This is a genomic window from Flavobacterium sp. 9R (assembly GCF_902506345.1).
In the GTDB taxonomy this organism is placed as follows: domain Bacteria; phylum Bacteroidota; class Bacteroidia; order Flavobacteriales; family Flavobacteriaceae; genus Flavobacterium.
In genome coordinates, this window is record NZ_LR733413.1 from 695,532 (window position 1) to 717,644 (window position 22,113).

The window sequence follows — 22,113 nt, forward strand, 5'->3', positions numbered from 1 at the left end:
AAAAAGAATTTCACCCAATGAGTTATCTATTCTTCTAGTAAAGCCTTTCTAATTTCTTGCAATTCGGCTACTTTTTCTGGACTTACTCTAGGGTATTCTAATCCCATTTCATCCAAAGCATTGATAATGGCCGAAGCAATGACAATGCGCGCATACGATTTATTATCAGCTGGCACCACATACCAAGGAGAGTGCGTGGTAGTTGTTTTTTGAATCAAATCTTGATAGGCATTCATATAATCATCCCAAAAACCTCTTTCTTTGGCATCGGATGTACTAAATTTCCAGTTTTTATCTTGGTCGTCAATGCGCTCTATGAAACGTTTTTTTTGTTCTTCTTTGGATACATTCAAGAAAAATTTAATCACGATAGTTCCATTGCGATTCAGGTATTTTTCAAAATTGCGAATGTCTTCAAAACGTTCTTCCCAAATGGATTCTGTAACCAATTCTTGAGGAAGTTTTTGGGCTTTCAGAATTTGTTCGTGCACCCGAACGACCAATACTTCTTCATAATACGAACGATTGAAAATACCTATACGACCACGTTCAGGTAAGTGTTTTTGGCAACGCCAAAGAAAATCGTGGTCCAATTCTTCGGAACTTGGTGCTTTGAAAGAAGAGACTTGGCACCCTTGTGGATTGACGCCCGAAAGCACGTGTTTGATGGCGCCATCTTTTCCAGCAGCATCCATCGCTTGAAAAATGAGTAATAACGACCATTTGTCCTGAGCATATAGAATTTCTTGCATATCAGCCAATGCGTCGACACCTAAGGCCAAAATTTTAGCCAATTTTTTGTTGCTAATTTCAACTTCCATATCGGTTTTATAATCCGATAATTGAAAAGAACCTTCTTCGGGTACTTTAAATTGTGTTGAAAATTGCTTGGCTCTTTCGATTCGTTCTTTTGGATTTAATTTTTCAAAAAGGAGCTTTTTTTTCTTTGGTTTTTCTTCTTTGCTCATGGATATCTGATTTTAGAAAGTTTTTAAGCGGTTGTTTTTCAATAGTTTCACTCAAATTTACTTTTTTAATTTATTGTATGAAAATAAAATAATACCGATTGTTTTTAATTGTGATTTTTTAAAGCCTTGTATATCAATGTTTTTTTTGTTTTTCTAGCTAAAAAGTCGTTCAAAATCGGCTTATGGGTTAGTTTGTAATTTATTTAGGTCAATATCTATGGTTTCCTTATTTTTGAATTCTAATAAACCAAAAACAGTATGAAGAAACTAATTCTATCTTTATTTTTAGTCACCACTGCTTGGGTTTCGGCCCAAGTAAAAAGTCCTTCTCAGTTCATTCCTGATTATGGCAAACACATTACTTTTTATCATCAAGTTGAAGATTATTTTGAGCATTTGGTTGCACAAACGTCCTACATCAAACCTTATAGATACGGACAAACGGCAGAGCACCGCAACTTGAATGTGTTTTATATTTCTACTCCTGAGAATTTAGCCAATTTGGAGGAAATTCGTTTGAACAATTTAGCAGCCATTGGTATGGCACCCAATCAATCCAAAACTGTAGGCGATAAACTAATTGTTTGGTTGAGTTTCAACGTTCACGGAAACGAATGGGCAGGAACCGAAAGTGCTTTGACTGTTGCCTACGAATTGACCAATCCAGAAAATAAAACGACCAAAGAATGGTTGAAAAATACCGTGGTAATTCTTGACCCTTGTGTGAATCCTGATGGGTATTCAAGATACGGAAATTGGTTGCACGAAATCGCTGGAAAAAACACGCATCCAGGTCTTACCGATAGAGAGCACATGGAAGAATGGCCAGGCGGACGCTACAATCACTACATTTTTGATTTGAATAGAGATTGGGCTTGGCAAACCCAAAAAGAAAGCCAACAACGTATCGCCTTGTACAACCAATGGATGCCTCAAGTACATACAGACGTTCACGAACAAGGTTATAATTCACCTTACTTTTTCCCGCCATCTGCAGAACCTTTGCATGAGTTTATTGAGCCATATCAAAGGGATTTTCACGCTTTGTTAGGAAAAAATATATCGGCTAAATTCGATGCTCAAAATTGGTTATACAACACTAGTGAGCGTTTCGATTTGTTTTACCCAAGTTATGGAGATACCTATCCAACCTATAATGGTGCTGTTGGAATGACGGTAGAGCAAGGCGGAATTGGAGCAGGAAGAGAAGTGACTATGGAAAACGGTGTAAGTGTAACCATCAAGGACCGTTTGACACATCACGCTACCACTGTTTTAACGATAGTGGAATCGGCTGCTTCTCAAGTAGATCCTTTGTTGAAAGGGTTTAGAGGATTTATGAATACTTCTAGAAAAACAATGAAAGGGAAGTATGCGACCTACGTGATGAAAAACAACCCAAAACTAGAGCAATTGGCCGATTTGTTACAAAAAAACAAAATCGAATTTTCGTATGCCGATGCCAAACAATCAGCAAGTGGTTTTAATTATCAAACGAAAAAAGAGAACAGCTTTACCATCGAGCCTAATGATATGATTGTAAAAGTGGATCAACAAAAAGCCGTTTTTGCTCAAATTTTGTTCGAACCCAATCACAAATTGAATGATAGTTTGTCTTATGACATTACGGCTTGGGCGTTGCCACTAGCGTATGGAGTTGAAGGCTATGCTTTGAAAAATGCCATCAATATCAAAACAAAACCTACGATTGAAACGACTTCATCTTCTATACCGAGTTCAGTGTATGCGTTTCATATTCCTTGGAACAATCGTACTTCGGCTCAAGTGGTAGCGCTATTGCATCAAAAAGGAATCAAAGTACGTTCAGCGATGAAACAATCAGTTTTTGGAAGCACTACTGTAGAACCTGGGGGATTAATCGTGAGCAAAGGCGATAACCCAAAGGTGGTTGATTTTGAAAAAGTAGTGGGTGAAATCGTGAAGAAGAAGTCCGATTTCTCTGTGATTTCAAGTGGTTTTTCAAAAAACGCAAGAGATTTAGGAGGAGAAAATTTCCCGTTGTTGACGGCTCCGAAAATCTTGTTTTTATCTGGAAGAGGAGTAAATTCTACTGACTTTGGTTCGGTTTGGTTTTATTTAGAAGAGACCATTGGCTATCCAGTAAGTATTGTAGATTTGGACCGTTTCCGAAGAGTGAAATTGCAAGAATTCAATACTTTGATTTTGGCGGATGGTAATTATGATTTCTCTGATGGAGAACAAAAACGTATCAACGAATGGGTGAGTAGTGGTGGAAAAATCATTGCTATGAACGGAGCTTTGGATATTTTTGACGGAAAAGATGGTTTTGCATTGAATGCTCACGCGACCGATGATGACAAGCAAAAAGCAGAAAAAGCGACCAAAGAAAAAGAATTGAAAAAACGTTTCTTAGATTCGGCGAACGAAGAGCGTCGTGCTATGTCGGATGCCATTCCAGGTGCGATTATAGAGAATGTTTTGGATGTTACTCATCCAATGGCATTTGGTTTAGGTAAAAAATATTTCAGTTTAAAAACCGATAGCCGTCATTATGCTTTATTGAAAAATGCTTCAAATATTGCTTATGTTCCTAAAGGCTACAAAAGCTATGGTTTCGTAGGCCATGAAATTGGTAAAGAATTACCCGAAACGGTAAATTTTGCTATAGACTACAAAGGTTCTGGAAAAGTGATTTATATGGTAGATAATCCATTGTTTAGAGCATTCTGGGAAAACGGAAATTTACTCTTCAGCAATGCTTTGTTCTTGGTGAACTAGCCGTTATTTATCTTAGACTACAAAGCGCGATTCTTAGGGTCGCGCTTTTTTTTATTGATTGTTTAACTGTTTAATCGGTTAATTGTTTAATCGTTTATTCTTTGCGCCCCTTGCGTAAAACATTGCGTTCTCCTATGTTTGCTTAGTTATAAAATCTTTCATCAAAGCTTTAAATTTGGTTTGGTAAAGTGAAAGAGAATGAGAGTCGATTCGCGCTCAAATGACTCATGAAGTACATTGTCGCAAAGATATGTCCTCATTCTTTTTTATCTTTTAGAGTCTGAACAGAATGTAAGGAACTACGCATGTCGTATTATCCAGAATATCCAAATAGGAGAAAAGACGAAGGGAGATTCATCAGTTTATACTATTATTTTTAAAACTCAAAAGTTATGAAACTATTAAAACAAGTATTAGGAATTGATGTAGCTCAAAAAGAATTGGTGGTTACTTTAGGTAGAATGCATAATGATTTAACAATCGAATTATACGCTTATAGTGTTTTTAAAAATACAGAAATAGGTTTTTTAAAATTAACGGAGTGGGTTAATAAGCTAGCCGATAAAGAGATAAAAGTTCGTTATGTGATGGAAGCTACAGGAGTTTATCATCAAAAATTCGCTTATTATCTTGAAGCAAAGAAAGAAGACTTAAGTATTGTTTTACCTAACAAAATAAGCAATTATATGAGGACTTTAGATATTAAAACAATCACAGATAAAACCTGTTCAGAGGGAATTGCGAGATTTGGGCTTGAAAGGAAATTAGATAATTGGGTAAAGCCAAAAGAAGTCTATAGTGTGTTAAAACAACTCACACGTGAACGTCGTCAAATAACAGATGAAAGGACAATAGTAAAAAATAAATTACACGCTGAACAAACAGAGGCAATTCCACACCTTTCAAGTATACAACGTTTAAAAAGAAGGATATTGTTCTTAAACACCCTTGAAAAAGAAATTAAGAATGAAATCAAAATTTATATCAAAGAGCACAAAGACCTTATTGCAGACATTGATAACATTTGTACAATTCCAGGTGTATCAATTTTGACGGCAGCGACTGTTATTGGAGAAACTAATGGATTTGAATTGATACGAAGTAAAAAGCAGCTGACCAGCTATGCGGGATTGGATGTAAAAGAGAAACTCTCGGGAACCTCAGTAAAAGGCAAGCCTACAATATCAAAAAAAGGTAACCGATATTTAAGAAGTTGCCTTCATTTACCAGCACTTAGTACTATAAAATGGGATGATAATTTTCGAAATCAATATGCCAGAATAGTGGTAAAACACGGAATTAAAATGAAAGGATGTGTAGCGGTTCAAAGGAAATTACTGGAATTAATTTATGTACTTTACAAAAATAAAACAGTCTATGATAGAGATTATGAACAAAAAAATAGCGTGTTAGCACAAAAGGCATAAACACGCTATACAGTCTAGCTCTATGGCTGACTTAGAATACAAAATTAATTATTAAAAAAGACAAAATAAAATTTTAGATTTATTAGGAAGACACTATCTCAAAAAGTGTGTAAGTTGAAAAGTCAAGGCTTCGGTTTTTATAATCGGAGCCTTTTTTCAAATATAAGGGTAAATTGGTTTAAAACCACTCCCCAATTTCGAATAGGCATTGACCAATATATAAACTATTACAATAACGACAGAACCAAGTCCAATTTAAACAAAATGAGCCCGACTAAATATCGAGCTCATCATTATCAAAATTAATTATAAATTTGTCCAAACTTTTGGGTTCAGTCTATGCTTTGCAATTGGATTTTTTAAACTATTGTATAAAATAGTTGGTTTTTCTTGTGAATTTTTTCGTAAAAAATTAGTTAGTACTAACTAGAACGGCACTCTCTTTTTTTCTAAAATCTGGGTTAAATTTTATTTGAGATGATTTGAACAAATCGTTAATTGCAATAGATGAAAATTCGATTCCCATTGACGAAGGATCTGGCCAATATTTTAGTTTGTCATTATGACTGGTTTCTTCACTAACTATTGATCCTTTGCAGTTGTTTACGATAATATCCTTTAGTGATATTTTGGCTAAGTTATCTGGGTTTAACCCAATTTTGCCTTCCATCAATAAAAATGGAGCAAAACCAGAGACAATACTGTTTTTTAAGGAGAAGTAGCATTTCTCTTTTATATAAATGGATTCTTTTATCAATCCTTGATTATTTTCTTCTAAATTTACTAAAGTGATGTTATTGGCTTGTATGTTGCTAAGTTTTTTGGTTGGATCGTAATTCTCAAATTTGTCATACGAATCTAATTCAAAACATCTGGAACCTGCGGCATCCGACGAAAATGGATGGCGAATCGCTATGCTATTAGTTATAGTAGCTTGTACGCCTTGGGTAAAATCAAAATCATCATCAGTAGTTCGGTAGGATATCAAATGGTCTAATTTCACCTCACCACCATAACATTCAAAAGAATCGTCGTTTGAGTAACTAATTTGAATGTGACTGAGGGTTGTTTTATTTCCAACACCTGCAAGTGACAAACCATTTAATTCCTTTAAGGCATTTAGTTTTCTTCCAGCATATTCAATTCGGACATATTTTAGTGCACCAGAATTGCTTTCTGGATTTTGTCCGCCATAAGAACATTTGGAGGTGTCTAAATTAAAATCCAATAAGGCTTGACCATTGATTCCTGTTTTATTGATTGGCGCATCTCCAAGTATTAAGATTCCGCCCCAGTCTCCTGGTTTTCTGACGGTAGTCACTTTGTTTGAAGTAAATACAATAGGGTTTTTCTCGGTTCCTTCAGCCATTATTTTGGCTCCTTTGGTAATTACAAGCGTACCGCAGGTCATTTCGTCTCCTCTAATTACTGTTCCAGCTTCTATAGTTAAGGTTGCATTATTGGTAACATATACAGTTCCTTCCAGTCGGTAGGTGTTGTCGCTACTAAGTTTGGTGTCTTTATCGATTACTCCAGATAAAATAGCATTGGGTTCTTTGTATTCTGTTGTAGCGGGTTTGAAATTGGTCCAATTTAGCATCCAATTAGTGTCGCCATAAATTCCTTTTACTTGTTGAGCTGATGAAGATAAAAAGCTCAAGACAAAAATGATAAGTACTACTTTTTGTTTCATTTTTACTTTTGTTTAAACTACGTCTATTATTGTTTTGTTGTTTTGACTAATCAAAAGTAGTAGCAGTCTTTAAAGGTAATTGTGAATTTATGTTAAGATTTTATTACTAAAAATAACTGATTCGGGACATATTTTACGGTTTAGTAACCATTTGGTAACTAGAAAAAGGTTGGTTTTTTTTATCATAAAAAAAGCCCCAACTAAGTTGAGGCTTTGTCAAAGTGGTATTTGATATTAGAATTTCAAAGTAACTTTCAATTCAAATTCGTCGTTGATGGCTTTATCTCCAATACTGTCAAAGAATGATTTTGAACCATATTTAATATCGTATTTAGTTCTGTCTACGTTGAAAGTTGTAGTAGCAGTGTTTCCGTTTACAGTTAAATCAAATGTAACTGGTTTAGTAATTCCTTTGATAGTTAAATCAGCTGTTACTGCGTAAACATCTTTAGATTTAGAACCAATTTTTTTGAATACTAAAGTAGCAGTAGGAAATTTTGCTGTTCCAAAAAAGTCATCCGCTTTTAAGTGACCATTCAATTTTCCTTGGTATTCTCCTTGTAAGTCAGTTGCTGTTAAAGAATTCATATCAACAGTAAAAGAACCTCCTTTTAATGCTTTTCCTTTGAATACTAAAGCTCCTTCTTTAAAGTTTACAGTACCATTGTGTTGTCCTGTTACTTTTTTTCCTAACCATTCGATGCTACTTCCTGCAACATCAATTTTTTTGGTTTGAGCTGTCATTGAAATTGTAGCGAATGCCACTAATGCTAATGCAATTGATTTTAAATTTTTCATGTTTAAATTGGTTTTTAGATTAATATTTGAGTTGTAAAATTATAAAGTAATGAATAAATCTTCGTTAGATTTTCTAACTTTTTTGTAATGTTGGGTGTCGTCCTCTTCATGACGGTATCCAACTGCGGCTACTACAGCAGCATTTAAGTTTAATTTGTCTAAACCTAAAATAGCATTAAACTGAGCAGGATCAAATCCTTCCATAGGAGTAGCATCAATTTTTAATTCAGCAGCAGCATTCAACAAATTGGCTAAAGCTAAATAGGTTTGTTTTGCAGTCCATACTTTTTTTGCATCCTCAGGTAGATTAAGAAGACTTCCTTTCATAAAATCACCATAACCATTCAAAGTCCCTTCTGGTAAACTTCTGGTTTGTTCTGCATTTTTTAAGTATCCTTCGATATCTTCGGCATCAACAGTTGTTTGATTAGCAAAAACAAATAGGTGTGAAGCCTCTGTAATTTGAGTTTGTCCCCAAGCTGCAGGTTGTAATTGTGCTCTTAATTCAGGATTATCTACAATAAAAACCTTGTACAATTGCAATCCATAAGAAGAAGAACTCAATCGGATAGCTTCTTTTAAAGTATTTAAATCTTCTGTTGTTATTTTTTTGCTAGCATCGTATTTTTTGGTAGCATATCTCCAGTTTTGATTTTCTAAAAATGTATTCATGATGTATTTATATTTATTTAGTTCTATATTTTTCTAATAAGTAATTCAGTTGTTGTAATTCTTCAGCGCTTAAGTTGTTGGCAAAAGATTCTTCATGCTCTTTCAACTGTGGTTCTAATTCTTTTAGTAGCGACAAGCCTTTTTCGGTAATTAGTACTTCTATTTTTCTTCTGTTGTCAGGGCAAACGTTTCTTGTTACAAAATCTTTTAATAATAGTTTGTCAACTAATCGTGTAGTGTTGCTTGTTTTTGCTAACATGCGTTCTTGAATCACACACATATTCGCTGGTGTTCCTTTTTGACCTCTTAGGATTCGAAGTACATTGTATTGTTCTCCAGAAATGTCGTGAGGTTTTAAAATTTCATTGAAATTCTCAGACAGAACAATTTGAGTATACATGATATTTAAAATCGCTCGTGTCGATTCGTTGTAATCGATAGTGCTTTTTAAAACTTCTTCTATTTTCATGTTTGTAATTACTTTATTTGTCGATACAAATGTAACACTTTTTTTATATGTATATACAAATGTTTTAAATTTAACAGTTATTTCACATCTTAAAGGATTAAATAAGGTCATAAAAAAGCCGTGAAGTACTAATTCACGGCTTGTAATGTGTTGAAATGTATATTTTAAATCATTTAGTCTTTTATCCCTAATTTAGTTAGAATGTCTTCCATCAAACACCATTTGGTAATAGACGATTGCAGTAGATTAGCACCCACAAAGGCGGTGAACCACAACCAATTTTGATCAACATAGATAGATAATACGACACTTAGTAACACAAAAGTTCCTGCTATAGCTCTTATAATTCTGTTTTTCATTGCTTGATTTTTGAGGTTAATTGGATTTTTCTATACATAAAACAGCCAAATGAATTTGTGATAGCGTTTCTTGTTTGGCATTAAATGCTGCTACATTTTCAAATAGTGGATCTACTTTTTTTTCATGAGCAAAAACATAAAATAAAACGGATTCATTTTCGATACTATTGGTGGCGAACCAGTTTTCTTCTATCAATTCTTCTGAACTGTTTTGGTAGCCCGTTACTTCTTTATAGGAATATGAACTAATATTGGCCTTCTTCAATAGCTGTTGGATTTCTTTTTGGAAAGCTTTGACGGCAACGATGAGTAGTAATTTCATTTTTTTAGGTTTAAAGGTTTAAAAGTTTAAGGTTTCTAAAAGTGGAAACCTTAAACTTGAAACTAATTTTTATTGATTAGCAGCTCCTGATTCCTCTTTTTTGGAGAGACTATTTGTTTCCCATTTTTTTCTCTCAGTAATATAATAAATCAAAGGCACGACAATTAGCGTCAAAACTGTAGAAACAATAGCACCAGCTACAAGTGAAATAGCTAATCCTTGAAAAATCGGATCAAACAAAATAATTGATGCTCCAATTACAACTGCACCGGTGGTTAATAGAATAGGAGTGGTGCGGACAGCTCCAGCTTCTATAATGGCTTGTTTTAAAGGTACACCGTCATTCAGTCGGATTTCGATAAAGTCAATAAGTAAAACTGAATTTCGAACCATAACCCCTGCCAAAGCAATCATTCCAATAAAAGAAGTTGCAGTGAAATAGGCATTTAGCATCCAATGACCTAAAACGATTCCAATCAGTGAAAGCGGAATAGCCAACATCATAACGATTGGTGTTTTGAAGTTCTGAAACCAACCCACAATTAGCATATAAATAATTACAATCACAACCATAAATGCAACTCCCAAGTCACGAAATACCTCTAAGGTTATTTGCCATTCACCATCCCATTTTACTGTAAAATCACTTTCATCTGTAGGTTGTTCCATATACAATTCATTAATCTTATAGCCTTGTGGGATTTTCATTTTTGCGAGTTTTTCATTCATTCCCAAAATTGCATAAACTGGACTTTCTAATGTGCCCGCCATATCGGCTGTAACATACACCACACGTTTTTGATCTTTTCTGTAAATGGTTTTTTGAAGTGTGTCATTTTTAACTTTTACCAAATCGCTAATCGGAATCATGTTCCCTTGATTTCCTTTTATTTTTAAGTTTTGGATATCCTGCAAACTGGTTTTGTCTTTGTCGTTTAACGAAAGAACGATACTAACATTGTCATTTGAGTTTTCGTCGTATAAATTAGAAACAGGATATTCCTTCAATAAATACGTAAGATTCCCTACTACTTGTTGAGGAGCAATACCATTGAGCATGGCTTTTTCTTTATCAACTTCAAGGCGGTACTCCGTCTGATGGTCTTCTACCATCCAATCGATATCTACAATATCAGTCGTGTTTTGCAGAATGGTTTGTACTTGTTGGGCTACCTTAATTTGTTCTTCATAATCAGGGCCATAAATTTCTGCGACCAAAGTAGACAGTACAGGAGGCCCTGGAGGTACTTCAATCAGTTTTACATTGGCACCATATTTTTTGGCGATTTTTTGAATCTCTGGACGCATGGCTTTGGCAATGTCATGACTTTGTAAATCACGTTCTTCTTTATGTAACAAATTCACCTGAATGTCGGCCATATTACTACCACCACGCATATCGTAATGACGTACCAAACCATTGAAAGTAATAGGAGCAGAGGTACCTACATAGTTTTGATAATTGACTACTTCGGGTTGAGTCGATACATATTGAGCAATTTCTCTAGTAACTGCCGAGGTTCTTTCCAAAGTACTTCCCTCAGGCATGTCAATCACTACTTGAAATTCATTTTTGTTATCAAATGGCAACATTTTTACGACCACCGATTTGGTAAAGAACATCAAAATCGAACCCATCAATAAGACCACAGTTCCAGCCAACAAAAGTCTTCTCTTGAAACTATTGTCTAGAAACGGACGCTCTATTTTGCTGTATATTTTATAAATTAAATTTGTTTCTAATCCTTCGGCATGCTTGTGTGCTTGTTCTTCTTTTTCTTGTAGCAAATGATAACCTAAATAAGGCGTTACCGTTAAAGCAACAAATAAAGACAATAACATAGCAATAGAGGCTCCAATAGGCATTGGACTCATATAAGGCCCCATCATTCCAGATACAAAAGCCATAGGAAGAATTGCGGCAATAACTGTAAACGTGGCCAAAATTGTAGGATTCCCCACTTCATTAATCGCATAAATTGCGGCTTGTTTAAAGGGAAGTCGCTTCATTTTGAAGTGCCTATGCATGTTTTCGGCAATAATAATACTATCATCAACCACAATTCCAACTACAAAAACAAGGGCAAAAAGTGTAATTCTATTGAGTGTGTAACCCAACAAATAATAAGCAAATAGCGTTAACGCAAAAGTGAGCGGCACAGAGAAAAACACAACCAATCCACCACGCCATCCCATAGCTAGAATTACCAAAACAGTAACCGCAATAATCGCAATTCCCAAATGAAGTAATAATTCACCCACTTTGTGCGATGCAGTTTCCCCATAGTTACGAGTCACTTCAACGTGTACATCGTCTGGAATGATGGTTTTTTTAAGTTGCTCTACTTTGGTCAAAATCTTATCCGATATTTTCATAGCATCGGCACCTTTTACTTTTCCAACAGAAATGGTAACAGCAGGATATTCTGATTTTGCCGTTTTGAATTGTTCATTGGCTTTGCCATAACCAAATGAAACATAGCTTCTGGGAGTAGAAGGTCCATCTGTGATTGTAGCTACTTGTTTTAAGTAGACAGGCATATTTTTGTTGACACCAACCACTAAGTTTTCTACATCTTCAGCATTCGATAAAAATTGTCCTGTAGTAACCAAAAATTCTTCATCGTTCTCAACAAAACTCCCCGATTGCGAACTGCCGTTATTGGCCTGAATCATTTGCATGATTCCTAAAGCATCCACACCATTTTCGGACATTCTATCTTTGTCGAGAATAACTTTAAGTTCTCGATTATTGCCGCCAATTTCTTTGGTAATGGCTACATCTTTTACTTTTTCTATTTCAGAAGTTACTTCTTCTGCAATTTGACGCAATTGGTAATCATCTTGTTTTTCGCTCCAAAGGGCTATTCCAAGCATAGGAACATCATCTATAGAACGAGTTTTTACCATAGGTTTGTACACACCTTGAGGGAACATATTTTCGTGTTTGGCCAATTCGTCATAGAGTTTTACATAAGAGCGCTCTACATCTTGCCCTACATAAAATTGTACAATCAGCATCGCCTGACCGTTCATAGCCATAGTATGCACGTGTTCTACACCCTTAATATTAGAGATAATTTTCTCTAGTGGTTTGGCGACACGGCTTTCCACTTCTTTTGGACTTGCTCCAGGATAGCCAACCATAATATCAGCCATCGGAACATTGATTTGCGGTTCTTCTTCCCTTGGAATTAGAAACGAACTGTATACCCCAATAATCATCAACCCAATCATTAACAATATCGTTAATTTGGAGTTCATAAATGCTTGGGCAATTTTGCCTGAAATACCTTCTTGCATAATTTCTTTTATTTATTTGGGCGTGACCCTCCCGAAAAGGTCGGGTCGGGCTATCCGTTGCAATCTTTTTATTCCAAACCCTATCGGGATTTAGAATAAAAAGGATTTCCACTACTATCCCTCACGCATGATTAATGATGATTTCTATATTTATTGAAACAACTTGAATTCAATACTAATTGTCAGCATACAGCAACTGAATACTACGAAGCTGAACCACTAACAACTTCTTTTACTGTACTGTAACCAAAGCTCCGTTGTACAATTTTCCTTCTGCCGAAACGACATAGTGTTCTTTGGTCGAAAGTCCAGATAAAACTTCTACCTGGTTGCCTAATTTTTTACCAACGCGCAACCATCTCAAAATCGCAACATTTCCATTGCCAACAGTGTAAATTCCAGTCAGTTGACCTTGCTGTATCAAAGCACTTTCTGGTACAAGCATTCGTTCACTTGGCTCCGAAATCGTTTTGCTTTCAATAGGAAACTGAACATTAACAAACATTCCAGATAACACTTTCGCTTTCGTTGGTTCTAAATTGATTTTTACTAAATACTGTCCGCCTGTGTTTTTGGCTGAGGCGCTTACTTCGCTTACTTTTCCTTTAAGGCTCGTTGCATTCGATTTTACTAAAATGTCTACAAGCATTCCGTTACGTATTGAGGTAATATCATTTTCGCTAACCATAGCCGTTACTTGTAGCTTAGAAGCGCCTTCGATACTTACCAATGGCATTCCAGGATTAGCCATATCGCCTTCTTTTACAAAGGTATTGGTGACTACACCACTAAAAGGAGCTGTTATGTTAGCATATGAGAATTGTGCTACTACTTCGTTTCGCATTTGTTTGGCTCCTTGCAAGCTCGCTTTTGCCATTTCGTAACGAGCGGTCATATCGTCCAATTCTTTTTGAGAAGCACTTTGTTGTTTGAACAAATTGGTAAAACGATCGTAATCTTTTTTAGCATTGTTGTAAGCTGCAGTAGCTTGCAGAATACTAGCGTCTACTTGCGCTTTTTTTGCTTGTAAGTCGGTATTATTAATACTAACGATTAATTGCCCAGTCGTTACTTTTTGTCCAACTTGTACGTGAAGTTTGGTTACAAAGCCCATCATTCTTGTACTCAGATTAGCTGAATTTTCAGCTTCAATTTTACCGCTAGCACTAACAAAAGAACTATTGGTACCTGCGGAAATTCCGCTCACTTTTACCACAATAGGCTTTTCTGTGGGTAGGGTTTCAGTTGCTTCTTTTTTGCATGAAACTAAAGCGATTAGGGCTATAAAAGGGATGATTATTTTTTTCATGTGATAGTTGTTGTAATAGTGAAGAATGATTTTTTTATAGATTCGTTTCGGATTATTTTTATTGAGTCAAAAAATGCAAGTATTCTTTTGTGAGATTGTATTCAAAAACGGCTTGCAGAAGTTCTAATTCTTTTTGAGACATTTGGGTTGCTGCTTGCAATAAATCGGAGGTTTTTTCCAGTCCTTGTTGGAAGCGATTGTTACGAATTCGGTATGCTTCTTCAGATTGTTGAAGGGCTAATTGAGCCAAACCTACTTTGTTTTCGCTGTCTTTTAGCTGACGGTTGGTTTTATTCAATTCTATTTGACTTTGTGCTTTGTATTGTTGGTTTTCAATGCTTGATTTTTGATGCTCTGCTTTGGCTTTTTCCATTTTTCCAATTGATTTGTAACCATCAAAAACATTCCAAGACAATTGAGCGCCTACTAAATAACCGCTTGCGCCCATACCTAGTAAATTTTTATCATACAATTCATAACTCCCAAAAGCATTCAAACGGGGTAAGAAATTCATTTGACTAGATTGTGCCATCTTTTCATACGCTTTAACCGTTTGATCCATAGCTAAAAGGTCTTTTCTGTCTCCCGACAATAAAGGATTGGTTGCTATTGTGTTTATGCTGTTTTCAAGCGCTTCGATGGGCTTAAAAACCGAATTACTTAGGTCTTCATTTATCAGAAAAGCCAGATAGTCAGAGGCGTTTTGAACGTTACTTTTAGCATATTGCAATTGATTTTTAACTTCATTTACTCTAACTTCAACAGTCAAAACATCTGTTTTTTGCAGCATACCTTGTTTGAAATAGTTATTTACCACTTGCAAATTGGAAGTAGCCGTGGTGTTGGCTTTATTCAAAACACTAACAGCTTTATAAGCGAGCTGTAATTGCATATAAGCTTTATTGATTTCTAATTGAAGGTATTCTTTTGTACGTTCAGCTTGCAGTTGAAAGGCTTCCATTTTGGCTTTAGCAGCTTGTCTACCATAATAGCCGTCTACATTGATAAGAGGTTGCAGGATTTCTATTTTGGTAGCAAAATTTTGAGTTCTTGCTGGGTTGTTGAGTAATGCTGGGTCAAAATCAGCAGCGGTTAGTATTTCTTGATTTAGTTTTGAACCAAAAGCCATCAAAGGGTTAGTTGTCGATATTCCAGTATGTGAAGCAGTGATGCTTGGTAAGAATAATGCATTCGACTGTCTATAATCTGCTTGTGCCGCTTTGAAGGATTGGTCGGCTATTTTGATTTGAAGATTTTTATCGGCGGCTTTATTGATGATTTCTTTTTTTGAAATCACAATTGTATCCTGAGCCCAACTTATAGTTTGGGTGAGTACTAGGGCAATAGCTGCATATAACTTTGTTTTTTTCATTTTTTTTACAATTTGATGAAGCAAAAGTAAGTTCTGAAAAAGGCAAAGTCTGTAACTATTATCACACAGTCTTATTTTATGAATTATAATTGTCAGTAAGCAAATAGTAGTGTGAATAGATTTTAAAAGCTATTGGTAATCATTTTGTATAATAGTGAAAAAGTTGTAATTTTTTTTAAAACTCGATTATTTGTTGTTTTTTTGTGAATTATAATGTTTTAGTTGTTGTTTTTTATGAAAAAATTAGCGTACTTTTAATTGTAATAAACAAAATAAAGAATGTCAAGAGTTGCTATCTAAACGTAAGTGTATGGGGTCCGGTTCATCAAATCAACGAGAAGAAATTGAGCAATTAAAAAAAGAGCTTCTTTTTTACAGTTCTTATGATTCTTTTATCAAACAAAACAGTGATTTATTCTGCACTTTTGATCTTCAGGGAAAGATTATTTCATTCAGCCCAAGTTTTTTAAATTTAGGCTACAATAACAATCAATTAGAAGGTGTAGCTTTTCTTCAATTAATTACTACAGCAGATGTTGAGGGCACAAAAAGTTGTATTCATTCCTCAAAAGAATCGGGTAGTACTTCAACTATCATTAGTAAAGTTTTAGATAGTTCTGCACAATCGTCTTATTACCAATGGCGCTTTTGGTTTGATTCACAATCTAATTTATTTCACGCTTATGCATTTGACGTAAATGAATTTCAAATTAGTAAACAAGAATGTTTAGCTACGAAGTTATTTTTTAATGATGCCCAAAAGTTGGCCAAAACTGGAAATTGGGTTTTTTATTTTGAAACAGAAGAGTTGACATGGTCTGACGAATTGTATGCTATTTTTGAAATCGATAAAACTACAAAAGACCTATATGCAGATTATTTATCGCATTTGTCGTTGGCAGATTTGGATCTATTGAATAGGAAATTGGATGGTATTGTAAAGACCCAAATACCGTATGAAATTGAACACGAAATTCACTTTCCTGACAAGCGTAAGAAATGGCTTTATGGAACGGGTATGCCAATAATAGATGAAGAAAATAAGATTATTGGACTAAAAGGAATCGCTCAAGATATTACCAAAAAGAAAGAATTTGAATTACTTATCAAAGCAAAAGAAAAAGTAGAAAAGGAAAATCAAATCAAAGCTTTAGAAGAAAAAAGTAATAGCAAGTTTAGAAGTTACATCGAAAATGCGCCTGATGGTATTTTTGTTACCAACGAAAAAGGACATTTTATAGAAGTGAATCCTGCCGCAAGCAAAATAACTGGATTTTCTAAAGAAGAATTACTCGAAATGTGTACCTCTGATTTTACAGATCCAGAAGCACCTGAACGATGCTATCAAGCCTTAAATGAGGTAAAGAACTTAGGCAGTTGTAAAATCGATTTACAGTTTATCCAAAAAAACGGAAGTTTAAGATGGTGGTCGTTGGACGCCATAAAACTAAACAATTCTGCGTATTTAGGTTTTGTAAAAGACATTACTGATAGAAAGAAAATAGAAAAAGAAGTTCAAGAAAGTGAGGAGCGTTACAGAGTTTTGGTCAAACAAATGGTGGATGCTATTGTTATTTCGACTACTGATGGGCGAATCTTAAGTGTAAATGAGAACGCCTGTAAAATTTCTGGCTATACTGAAGAGGAATTACTGACTAAATCCATTTATGATTTTGTATCCAATGATCAGGTTTTAATAAAACCGCTGCAATTTGAAAAATTGCATAAGGGATTGTCAGTTCAATCTGAGCGAAAAATTCTGCTGAATGAAAATAAAGTGCTCTATGTCGAACTCATTTCTAAGTTGTTACACGATGGTACTGTGTTGACGATTGTACGAGACATCACAGAACGAAAAAGCGCTGAGTCCTTATTGATTGAAAATGAACAATTTTTACTTGAAACCCAACGTATAGCTAATATCGGAACCTTTAGTATCAATTTGAATACTGATGTTTGGACTCGCTCTAAGCTTTTGGATGTAATTTTTGGCATACAATCTTCAGATGATTTTAATTCTTATTCTTGGCTTTCTTTAGTGCACCCAGACCATAAGGAAATCATGGTGAAATACATCACTGAGGAAGTATTGGAAAAAAAGCAAGCTTTCAATAAAGAGTATAAAATCATAAGAGCCAATGATGGTGAGGAACGATGGTTGCACGGAAATGGTTCTTTAAAATTTGATAATGAAGGAAAGCCATCTGTTTTAGTAGGAACAATTCGTGATGTGACGGAAAGAAAGCTACTAGAAATAGAATTGATAAAAGCCAAAGAAAAAGCAGAAGAAGCAAATAAAGCAAAAACGGAATTCTTGGCCAATATGAGTCATGAAATACGTACACCTCTAAACGGAATTATTGGTTTTTCAGATTTATTATCGGCTACCCATCTCGATAAAAATCAGATGGAATACATGGACATTATTCATGAATCGGCTATTACATTGATGGGGATTATCAATAATATATTGGATTTTTCTAAAATCGAAGCTGGAAAGTTAGAACTGAATATCGAAGAAGTAGACTTGTATGAATTGGTGCATCAAACCATTCATTTGTTCAAATTTCAAGCCCAACAAAAACAAATTGATTTGACGCTAACTTTTCAAGAAGAAGTGCCAAGATACATTTTAGCAGACTCTTTGCGACTTAAACAAGTACTTGTTAACTTGATCAATAATGCATTAAAATTTACTTCATTTGGTCAAATTAATTTGGATTTGAAGGTGGTACAGGTTCGAAATCAATTCCATACGATTCAGTTTTCAGTAAAAGATACTGGAATTGGTATAAAACCAAAAAATCAAGAGAAAATATTTCAATCCTTCGTTCAAGAAGATACGACAACTTCTAGACAATTTGGAGGAACAGGTTTGGGATTGACAATCTCAAATCAATTGCTAGGATTAATGAAAAGCGAATTGCATCTGAAAAGCCAACAAGGTGAAGGAAGCGATTTTTATTTTTCTATTACCTTTGAAAAAATCAACTCATTAAAAATGAAAACCAAGGAAAAAACAATTGAAGTAGAAGTACAACAAGAATTGAATGGAGATAATCTCAGTGTTTTGATTGTTGAAGACAATTCGGTAAACCGCTTTTTAGCCGTTACTCTAATCAAAAGAATTATTCCAAATGCAGCGATTATTGAGACGAAAAACGGAGAAGAAGCTATTGCAGCTATAGACAATCAGTGCTTTGATCTAATTTTAATGGATATTCAAATGCCAATTATGAATGGGTACGAAGCAGCCACTGAAATCAGAAAAATTCCGAAATACAAAAATGTTCCTATTATCGCTCTAACCGCAGGAATTCTGAATGGGGAAAGAGAAAAGTGTTTAGAATTCGGAATGAACGATTATTTGTCAAAACCTATTCTTGCCAAAGATTTACAGGAGATGATTCAAAAATGGGTGTTGATTAAAGACTAATTTTTTAATAACTAGTATCGTCTAATTTTACTTTGCCATTAAATGTTTTATACAAAAAGAAAAAGTAAGCCCCCAATAATGGCGCACCTATAGCCACAATAGTTAGCATAATTCCTAATGATTTTTGCGAAGAAGCAGCATTGTAAATCGTAACACTATACTCAGGGTTTATTGTAGAAATCAATAGTGTAGGGTACAAATGCAAGGCAACCAAAATCAGTAAAAGCGACATAGTTAAAGACGAGAAAATCAAAGCGCGCATATATTGTTTTTTGGATACAAGCCTTGGTACATTGGCTACTGCCAAAAAAGAAATTACAGGAACCGCAAAATAAATAGGATTACTTCTGAAATTCTCAGTCACACCAGGAATAAATATTAGCGTGTATAGCGAAGTGATTCCAAAACTAACAATGAAAAAAATCATGCCTCTTCGGAGTAGGAAAGTCAAACGTTGGTGTAAGGTTCCTTCTGTTTTTAATAATAAGTATATCGCACCTTGAGTCATAAAAAGCGATAGGGTAGTAAATCCAACCATAATCGCATAAGGATTAAGAAAGGAAAAAAAGATGCCTCCTTTGTAACTAAAATTAGGCCCCAAAGCAAAGCCTTGAAGAATATTACCCAATACAACGCCCAACAAAAACGCAATCATTATACTCGAAGTGCTATAAACTATATCCCAAGTTTTGCGCCACCACACCATTTCCTCTGCACTTCTAAACTTGATAGCAGCCGCACGAAGCACATTAAAAAACAAAAATATCATAAACGGCACATACATGGCAGAAAGCATAGTTGCATACATTACAGGGAAGCCTGCAAACAACGCGCCACCACCAATAACCAACCAAACCTGATTGGCATCCCAAACTGGACCAATGGCATTAATAGCAATACGACGACTCAAGTCTTTTCTAAAAAACAAATGCCAAGCACCTGCACCAAAATCAAATCCTTCTAAAATCGCATAACCTGAGAACAAGAGTCCAATGACTAAATACCAAAGTGTGGGATAATCTATGCCTAAAAAATACTCCATAAGTGTAAAGTTGTGGGTAAGTAAATCAGTTTAAAACAGCGTCGGATGAATCATAAGGACCATGTTTTACTTTTTTATTGACAGAATAAAGGAACAAAACCAAAAGTAAAGAATAAACTAGCGTAAAAAGCACCAATGAAAATACAATTTGGTTAGCCGAAACTTCTTGAGAGAAAGCTTGACTCGTTCTTAACTGACCATATACCACCCAAGGCTGTCTGCCCATTTCGGCCGTAAACCATCCCACCTGATTGGCTATTTGAGGCAGTAGCACCGAATAAGAGAAAATAGTCAATAGCCGTTTGGTCTCGAACAATTTGCCTTTGAACCACAAGAAACTGGCATAAAAAGTAAGCGCAATCAAAAACAAACCAATAGCCACCATAATATGGTAAAATTGAAACACTGCATTGATTTGGCTAGGACGGTCTTGTTCTGGAAAGTCATTCAAACCTTTGATAGGCGCTTTAAAATCCTGATGAACCAAGAACGATAAGCCACCGGGAATACCTATGCCTGTTACGGTTTGGTCTTTTTTATTCACCCACCCCATAAGGTATAAATCTGCGGGAGCATTTTTTTCAAAATGACCTTCCATAGCGGCTAGTTTTGCTGGTTGATTCACGGCCACTCCATCAGCAGAACTGTGTCCAGAAAGTAATTGTGTAAAAGAAAAGAAAGTAGCCACTCCCAACGCAATCGGAAAGGCTTTTTTAGAAATGGCAACAAAACGTCCTTTTTTCAAGTAGTAAGCATGAACACTCAACACTAAAAACGCTCCTGCCAAAAAAGCACCTTGCCAAGTATGTATCAATCGGTCTACACTTGAAGGATTAAAAACCATCGCCCAAAAATCGGTTACTTCAGCGCGAGCGTGCAAGCCTTCACCTACGATATGATAGCCTGCTGGGGTTTGTTGCCAAGAATTAGCCACAACAATCCAAACCGCCGAAAACATAGAACCTAAAAATACACCAATGGTAGAAACCAAATGCACCCAAGGTTTTACGCGATTCCAACCAAAGAGCAATACACCCAAAAAGGTACTTTCTAGCCCAAAAGCAAATAGACCTTCAGCAGCAAGTGCACTACCAAAAATGTCACCCACATAACGCGAATATACTGCCCAGTTGGTGCCAAATTCAAATTCCATAATGATGCCTGTGGCAACACCAATTCCGAAAGTTAAAGCGAAAATTTTAATCCAAAAACGAGTAAGGGTTTCGTATTCTTTATTGCCAGTTTTGATATAAATACTTTCAAAAAGTACGATAAGCAATCCAATGCCTATGCTCAAAGGCGGATAGATATAATGAAAAGCAACGGTAAAAGCAAACTGGATTCGAGCTAATATTTCAACATCCATGATAGTGGGTTTAGTAGTCCTACAAATTTAGTTGACTTCAACCAAATATTGCCACTTTTTTTAGCCATTTATCAAAAAAGTAACTTTTGTTGAAGATAAAATTGGAGCTATTTTTTGGACTTCTTTTCAAACAAATTGCCAATTAATCCTCCCAATAACCCACCGTATAAAGTGCTATTGATTGGTTTTGAGGTAATAGCGCAGCTTCCAGACGAGCAACCAATGGCTGCGTAGTACCAATATCCCGCGAGTAATCCAATGGTGATTCCAACCGCAGTTACTATAATGCCTTGTTTATTCATGAGTTGCTTTTTTCAACGATAATTTTGATCAATTCATCTTTGCTCACCACCCCAGATTGTCTCCACAATTGTTTCCCGTTTTGAAACAAAAGTATGGTGGGCACCCCGCGTACTTGGTACTGAGCCGCAATCGCTTGATTTTTGTCCACATCGATTTTGATAATTGTGATACGTTCACCAAGGCTTTCCTTTACTTGTTTTAGAACAGGAGCGAGCATTTGGCAAGGACCACACCAAGTGGCGAAAAAGTCAACCAAAACAGGTTGGTCTTTCTGTATCAATTGTTGAAAAGCATTCATAGTCTATTTATTTTTTAGGAATAGCGCAACCATTTGCCCCGCAACCCCAGTTAAACAAAGCTTGTAGCAAGAAAAACAAACCAAAAACAATAAAAAACCATTCTCGAGTAGCATAAGCCTCTCCAAATAAGAATAGGGCAAAAGCCAGCCGAATCCAGCGCATCAAATGCCAATTGGTAAATAAAAGTGTTTTCATTTTCGTGTTTATAATTTTGA

The 22,113-nt window shown here is 35.4% G+C and carries 19 protein-coding genes; 4 read left to right on the forward strand and 15 right to left on the reverse strand.

Annotation, left to right across the window (positions count from 1 at the left end; translation table 11 throughout):
• Nucleotides 1–26: 26 nt before the first annotated feature.
• The gene (locus FLAVO9AF_RS03110; RefSeq protein WP_159684121.1) at nt 27–968 is read right to left on the reverse strand and encodes a polyphosphate kinase 2 family protein; all 942 of its coding nucleotides are present in this window, start codon (nt 966–968) and stop codon (nt 27–29) included.
• A gap of 258 nt (nt 969–1,226) precedes the next feature.
• Between FLAVO9AF_RS03110 and FLAVO9AF_RS03115 the strand changes: the two genes are divergently transcribed.
• The 3 genes from FLAVO9AF_RS03115 to FLAVO9AF_RS15750 all read left to right on the forward strand — a co-directional run bounded on the left by FLAVO9AF_RS03115 (nt 1,227) and on the right by FLAVO9AF_RS15750 (nt 5,461).
• On the forward strand, nt 1,227–3,728 hold the full coding sequence (locus FLAVO9AF_RS03115) for a M14 family zinc carboxypeptidase (RefSeq protein WP_159684124.1): 2,502 nt from the start codon (nt 1,227–1,229) through the stop codon (nt 3,726–3,728).
• Nucleotides 3,729–4,120: 392 nt separating this feature from the next.
• Nucleotides 4,121–5,155, forward strand: coding sequence for an IS110 family transposase (locus tag FLAVO9AF_RS03120; protein WP_159684128.1), 1,035 nt, complete (start codon nt 4,121–4,123; stop codon nt 5,153–5,155).
• Nucleotides 5,156–5,260: 105 nt separating this feature from the next.
• A complete protein-coding gene (locus FLAVO9AF_RS15750) occupies nt 5,261–5,461 on the forward strand; it encodes an IS3 family transposase (protein WP_370516442.1) in 201 nt (66 codons plus the stop codon).
• 106 nt (nt 5,462–5,567) lie between these two features.
• Here FLAVO9AF_RS15750 and FLAVO9AF_RS03130 read toward each other — a convergent pair whose 3' ends face one another.
• The 9 genes from FLAVO9AF_RS03130 to FLAVO9AF_RS03170 form a co-directional block, all read right to left on the reverse strand.
• A complete protein-coding gene (locus FLAVO9AF_RS03130) occupies nt 5,568–6,848 on the reverse strand; it encodes a hypothetical protein (protein ID WP_159684131.1) in 1,281 nt (426 codons plus the stop codon).
• A 234-nt stretch (nt 6,849–7,082) separates the two neighbouring features.
• The gene (locus FLAVO9AF_RS03135; RefSeq protein ID WP_159684136.1) at nt 7,083–7,646 is read right to left on the reverse strand and encodes a YceI family protein; all 564 of its coding nucleotides are present in this window, start codon (nt 7,644–7,646) and stop codon (nt 7,083–7,085) included.
• A 39-nt stretch (nt 7,647–7,685) separates the two neighbouring features.
• Nucleotides 7,686–8,318, reverse strand: coding sequence for an NAD(P)H-dependent oxidoreductase (locus FLAVO9AF_RS03140; protein WP_159684142.1), 633 nt, complete (start codon nt 8,316–8,318; stop codon nt 7,686–7,688).
• 13 nt (nt 8,319–8,331) lie between these two features.
• Entirely contained in the window at nt 8,332–8,787 is a 456-nt protein-coding gene (locus FLAVO9AF_RS03145) for a MarR family winged helix-turn-helix transcriptional regulator (protein ID WP_159684145.1), read from the reverse strand.
• A gap of 173 nt (nt 8,788–8,960) precedes the next feature.
• The gene (locus FLAVO9AF_RS03150; protein ID WP_159684148.1) at nt 8,961–9,146 is read right to left on the reverse strand and encodes a DUF2892 domain-containing protein; all 186 of its coding nucleotides are present in this window, start codon (nt 9,144–9,146) and stop codon (nt 8,961–8,963) included.
• 16 nt (nt 9,147–9,162) lie between these two features.
• Nucleotides 9,163–9,468, reverse strand: a complete 306-nt coding sequence (locus FLAVO9AF_RS03155; RefSeq protein WP_159684151.1) for a hypothetical protein — start codon at nt 9,466–9,468, stop codon at nt 9,163–9,165.
• Nucleotides 9,469–9,537: 69 nt separating this feature from the next.
• Nucleotides 9,538–12,771 carry an efflux RND transporter permease subunit gene (locus tag FLAVO9AF_RS03160; RefSeq protein ID WP_159684154.1) on the reverse strand — a complete coding sequence of 1,078 codons (3,234 nt, stop codon included), beginning with the start codon at nt 12,769–12,771 and terminating at the stop codon, nt 9,538–9,540.
• Nucleotides 12,772–13,003: 232 nt separating this feature from the next.
• Nucleotides 13,004–14,080 (reverse strand): efflux RND transporter periplasmic adaptor subunit, encoded by a 1,077-nt coding sequence (locus FLAVO9AF_RS03165; RefSeq protein WP_159684156.1) that lies wholly within the window; start codon nt 14,078–14,080, stop codon nt 13,004–13,006.
• 58 nt (nt 14,081–14,138) lie between these two features.
• Nucleotides 14,139–15,452, reverse strand: a complete 1,314-nt coding sequence (locus FLAVO9AF_RS03170) for a TolC family protein (protein WP_159684159.1) — start codon at nt 15,450–15,452, stop codon at nt 14,139–14,141.
• Nucleotides 15,453–15,762: 310 nt separating this feature from the next.
• On the opposite strand from FLAVO9AF_RS03170, the gene FLAVO9AF_RS03175 reads away from it, so the two are divergent.
• Nucleotides 15,763–18,888, forward strand: a complete 3,126-nt coding sequence (locus tag FLAVO9AF_RS03175; protein ID WP_159684161.1) for a PAS domain S-box protein — start codon at nt 15,763–15,765, stop codon at nt 18,886–18,888.
• A gap of 4 nt (nt 18,889–18,892) precedes the next feature.
• Here the strand turns inward: FLAVO9AF_RS03175 and cydB are convergent, their stop codons facing one another.
• The 5 genes from cydB to FLAVO9AF_RS03200 all read right to left on the reverse strand — a co-directional run bounded on the left by cydB (nt 18,893) and on the right by FLAVO9AF_RS03200 (nt 22,093).
• Nucleotides 18,893–19,930 carry a cytochrome d ubiquinol oxidase subunit II gene (gene cydB, locus FLAVO9AF_RS03180; protein ID WP_159684163.1) on the reverse strand — a complete coding sequence of 346 codons (1,038 nt, stop codon included), beginning with the start codon at nt 19,928–19,930 and terminating at the stop codon, nt 18,893–18,895.
• A 25-nt stretch (nt 19,931–19,955) separates the two neighbouring features.
• Entirely contained in the window at nt 19,956–21,296 is a 1,341-nt protein-coding gene (locus tag FLAVO9AF_RS03185; RefSeq protein ID WP_159684166.1) for a cytochrome ubiquinol oxidase subunit I, read from the reverse strand.
• A gap of 107 nt (nt 21,297–21,403) precedes the next feature.
• On the reverse strand, nt 21,404–21,598 hold the full coding sequence (locus FLAVO9AF_RS03190; protein WP_159684169.1) for a hypothetical protein: 195 nt from the start codon (nt 21,596–21,598) through the stop codon (nt 21,404–21,406).
• Entirely contained in the window at nt 21,595–21,897 is a 303-nt protein-coding gene (gene trxA, locus FLAVO9AF_RS03195; RefSeq protein WP_159684172.1) for a thioredoxin, read from the reverse strand. Before trxA ends, FLAVO9AF_RS03190 begins: the two co-directional genes overlap by 4 nt.
• Nucleotides 21,898–21,904: 7 nt before the next feature.
• Nucleotides 21,905–22,093, reverse strand: a complete 189-nt coding sequence (locus tag FLAVO9AF_RS03200) for a hypothetical protein (protein ID WP_159684175.1) — start codon at nt 22,091–22,093, stop codon at nt 21,905–21,907.
• Between the last annotated feature and the right edge of the window lie 20 nt (nt 22,094–22,113).

Bases quoted from the DNA above. Each gene is read 5' to 3' on its own strand.
- FLAVO9AF_RS03185 (WP_159684166.1), bottom strand. From the start codon at position 21,296: ATGGATGTTGAAATATTAGCTCGAATCCAGTTTGCTTTTACCGTTGCT.
- trxA (WP_159684172.1), bottom strand. From the start codon at position 21,897: ATGAATGCTTTTCAACAATTGATACAGAAAGACCAACCTGTTTTGGTT.
- cydB (WP_159684163.1), bottom strand. From the start codon at position 19,930: ATGGAGTATTTTTTAGGCATAGATTATCCCACACTTTGGTATTTAGTC.
- FLAVO9AF_RS03160 (WP_159684154.1), bottom strand. From the start codon at position 12,771: ATGCAAGAAGGTATTTCAGGCAAAATTGCCCAAGCATTTATGAACTCC.
- FLAVO9AF_RS03175 (WP_159684161.1), top strand. From the start codon at position 15,763: ATGGGGTCCGGTTCATCAAATCAACGAGAAGAAATTGAGCAATTAAAA.
- FLAVO9AF_RS03165 (WP_159684156.1), bottom strand. From the start codon at position 14,080: ATGAAAAAAATAATCATCCCTTTTATAGCCCTAATCGCTTTAGTTTCA.
- FLAVO9AF_RS03150 (WP_159684148.1), bottom strand. From the start codon at position 9,146: ATGAAAAACAGAATTATAAGAGCTATAGCAGGAACTTTTGTGTTACTA.
- FLAVO9AF_RS03115 (WP_159684124.1), top strand. From the start codon at position 1,227: ATGAAGAAACTAATTCTATCTTTATTTTTAGTCACCACTGCTTGGGTT.
- FLAVO9AF_RS03140 (WP_159684142.1), bottom strand. From the start codon at position 8,318: ATGAATACATTTTTAGAAAATCAAAACTGGAGATATGCTACCAAAAAA.
- FLAVO9AF_RS03145 (WP_159684145.1), bottom strand. From the start codon at position 8,787: ATGAAAATAGAAGAAGTTTTAAAAAGCACTATCGATTACAACGAATCG.
- FLAVO9AF_RS03130 (WP_159684131.1), bottom strand. From the start codon at position 6,848: ATGAAACAAAAAGTAGTACTTATCATTTTTGTCTTGAGCTTTTTATCT.
- FLAVO9AF_RS03200 (WP_159684175.1), bottom strand. From the start codon at position 22,093: ATGAAAACACTTTTATTTACCAATTGGCATTTGATGCGCTGGATTCGG.
- FLAVO9AF_RS03170 (WP_159684159.1), bottom strand. From the start codon at position 15,452: ATGAAAAAAACAAAGTTATATGCAGCTATTGCCCTAGTACTCACCCAA.
- FLAVO9AF_RS03135 (WP_159684136.1), bottom strand. From the start codon at position 7,646: ATGAAAAATTTAAAATCAATTGCATTAGCATTAGTGGCATTCGCTACA.
- FLAVO9AF_RS03110 (WP_159684121.1), bottom strand. From the start codon at position 968: ATGAGCAAAGAAGAAAAACCAAAGAAAAAAAAGCTCCTTTTTGAAAAA.
- FLAVO9AF_RS03190 (WP_159684169.1), bottom strand. From the start codon at position 21,598: ATGAATAAACAAGGCATTATAGTAACTGCGGTTGGAATCACCATTGGA.
- FLAVO9AF_RS03120 (WP_159684128.1), top strand. From the start codon at position 4,121: ATGAAACTATTAAAACAAGTATTAGGAATTGATGTAGCTCAAAAAGAA.
- FLAVO9AF_RS03155 (WP_159684151.1), bottom strand. From the start codon at position 9,468: ATGAAATTACTACTCATCGTTGCCGTCAAAGCTTTCCAAAAAGAAATC.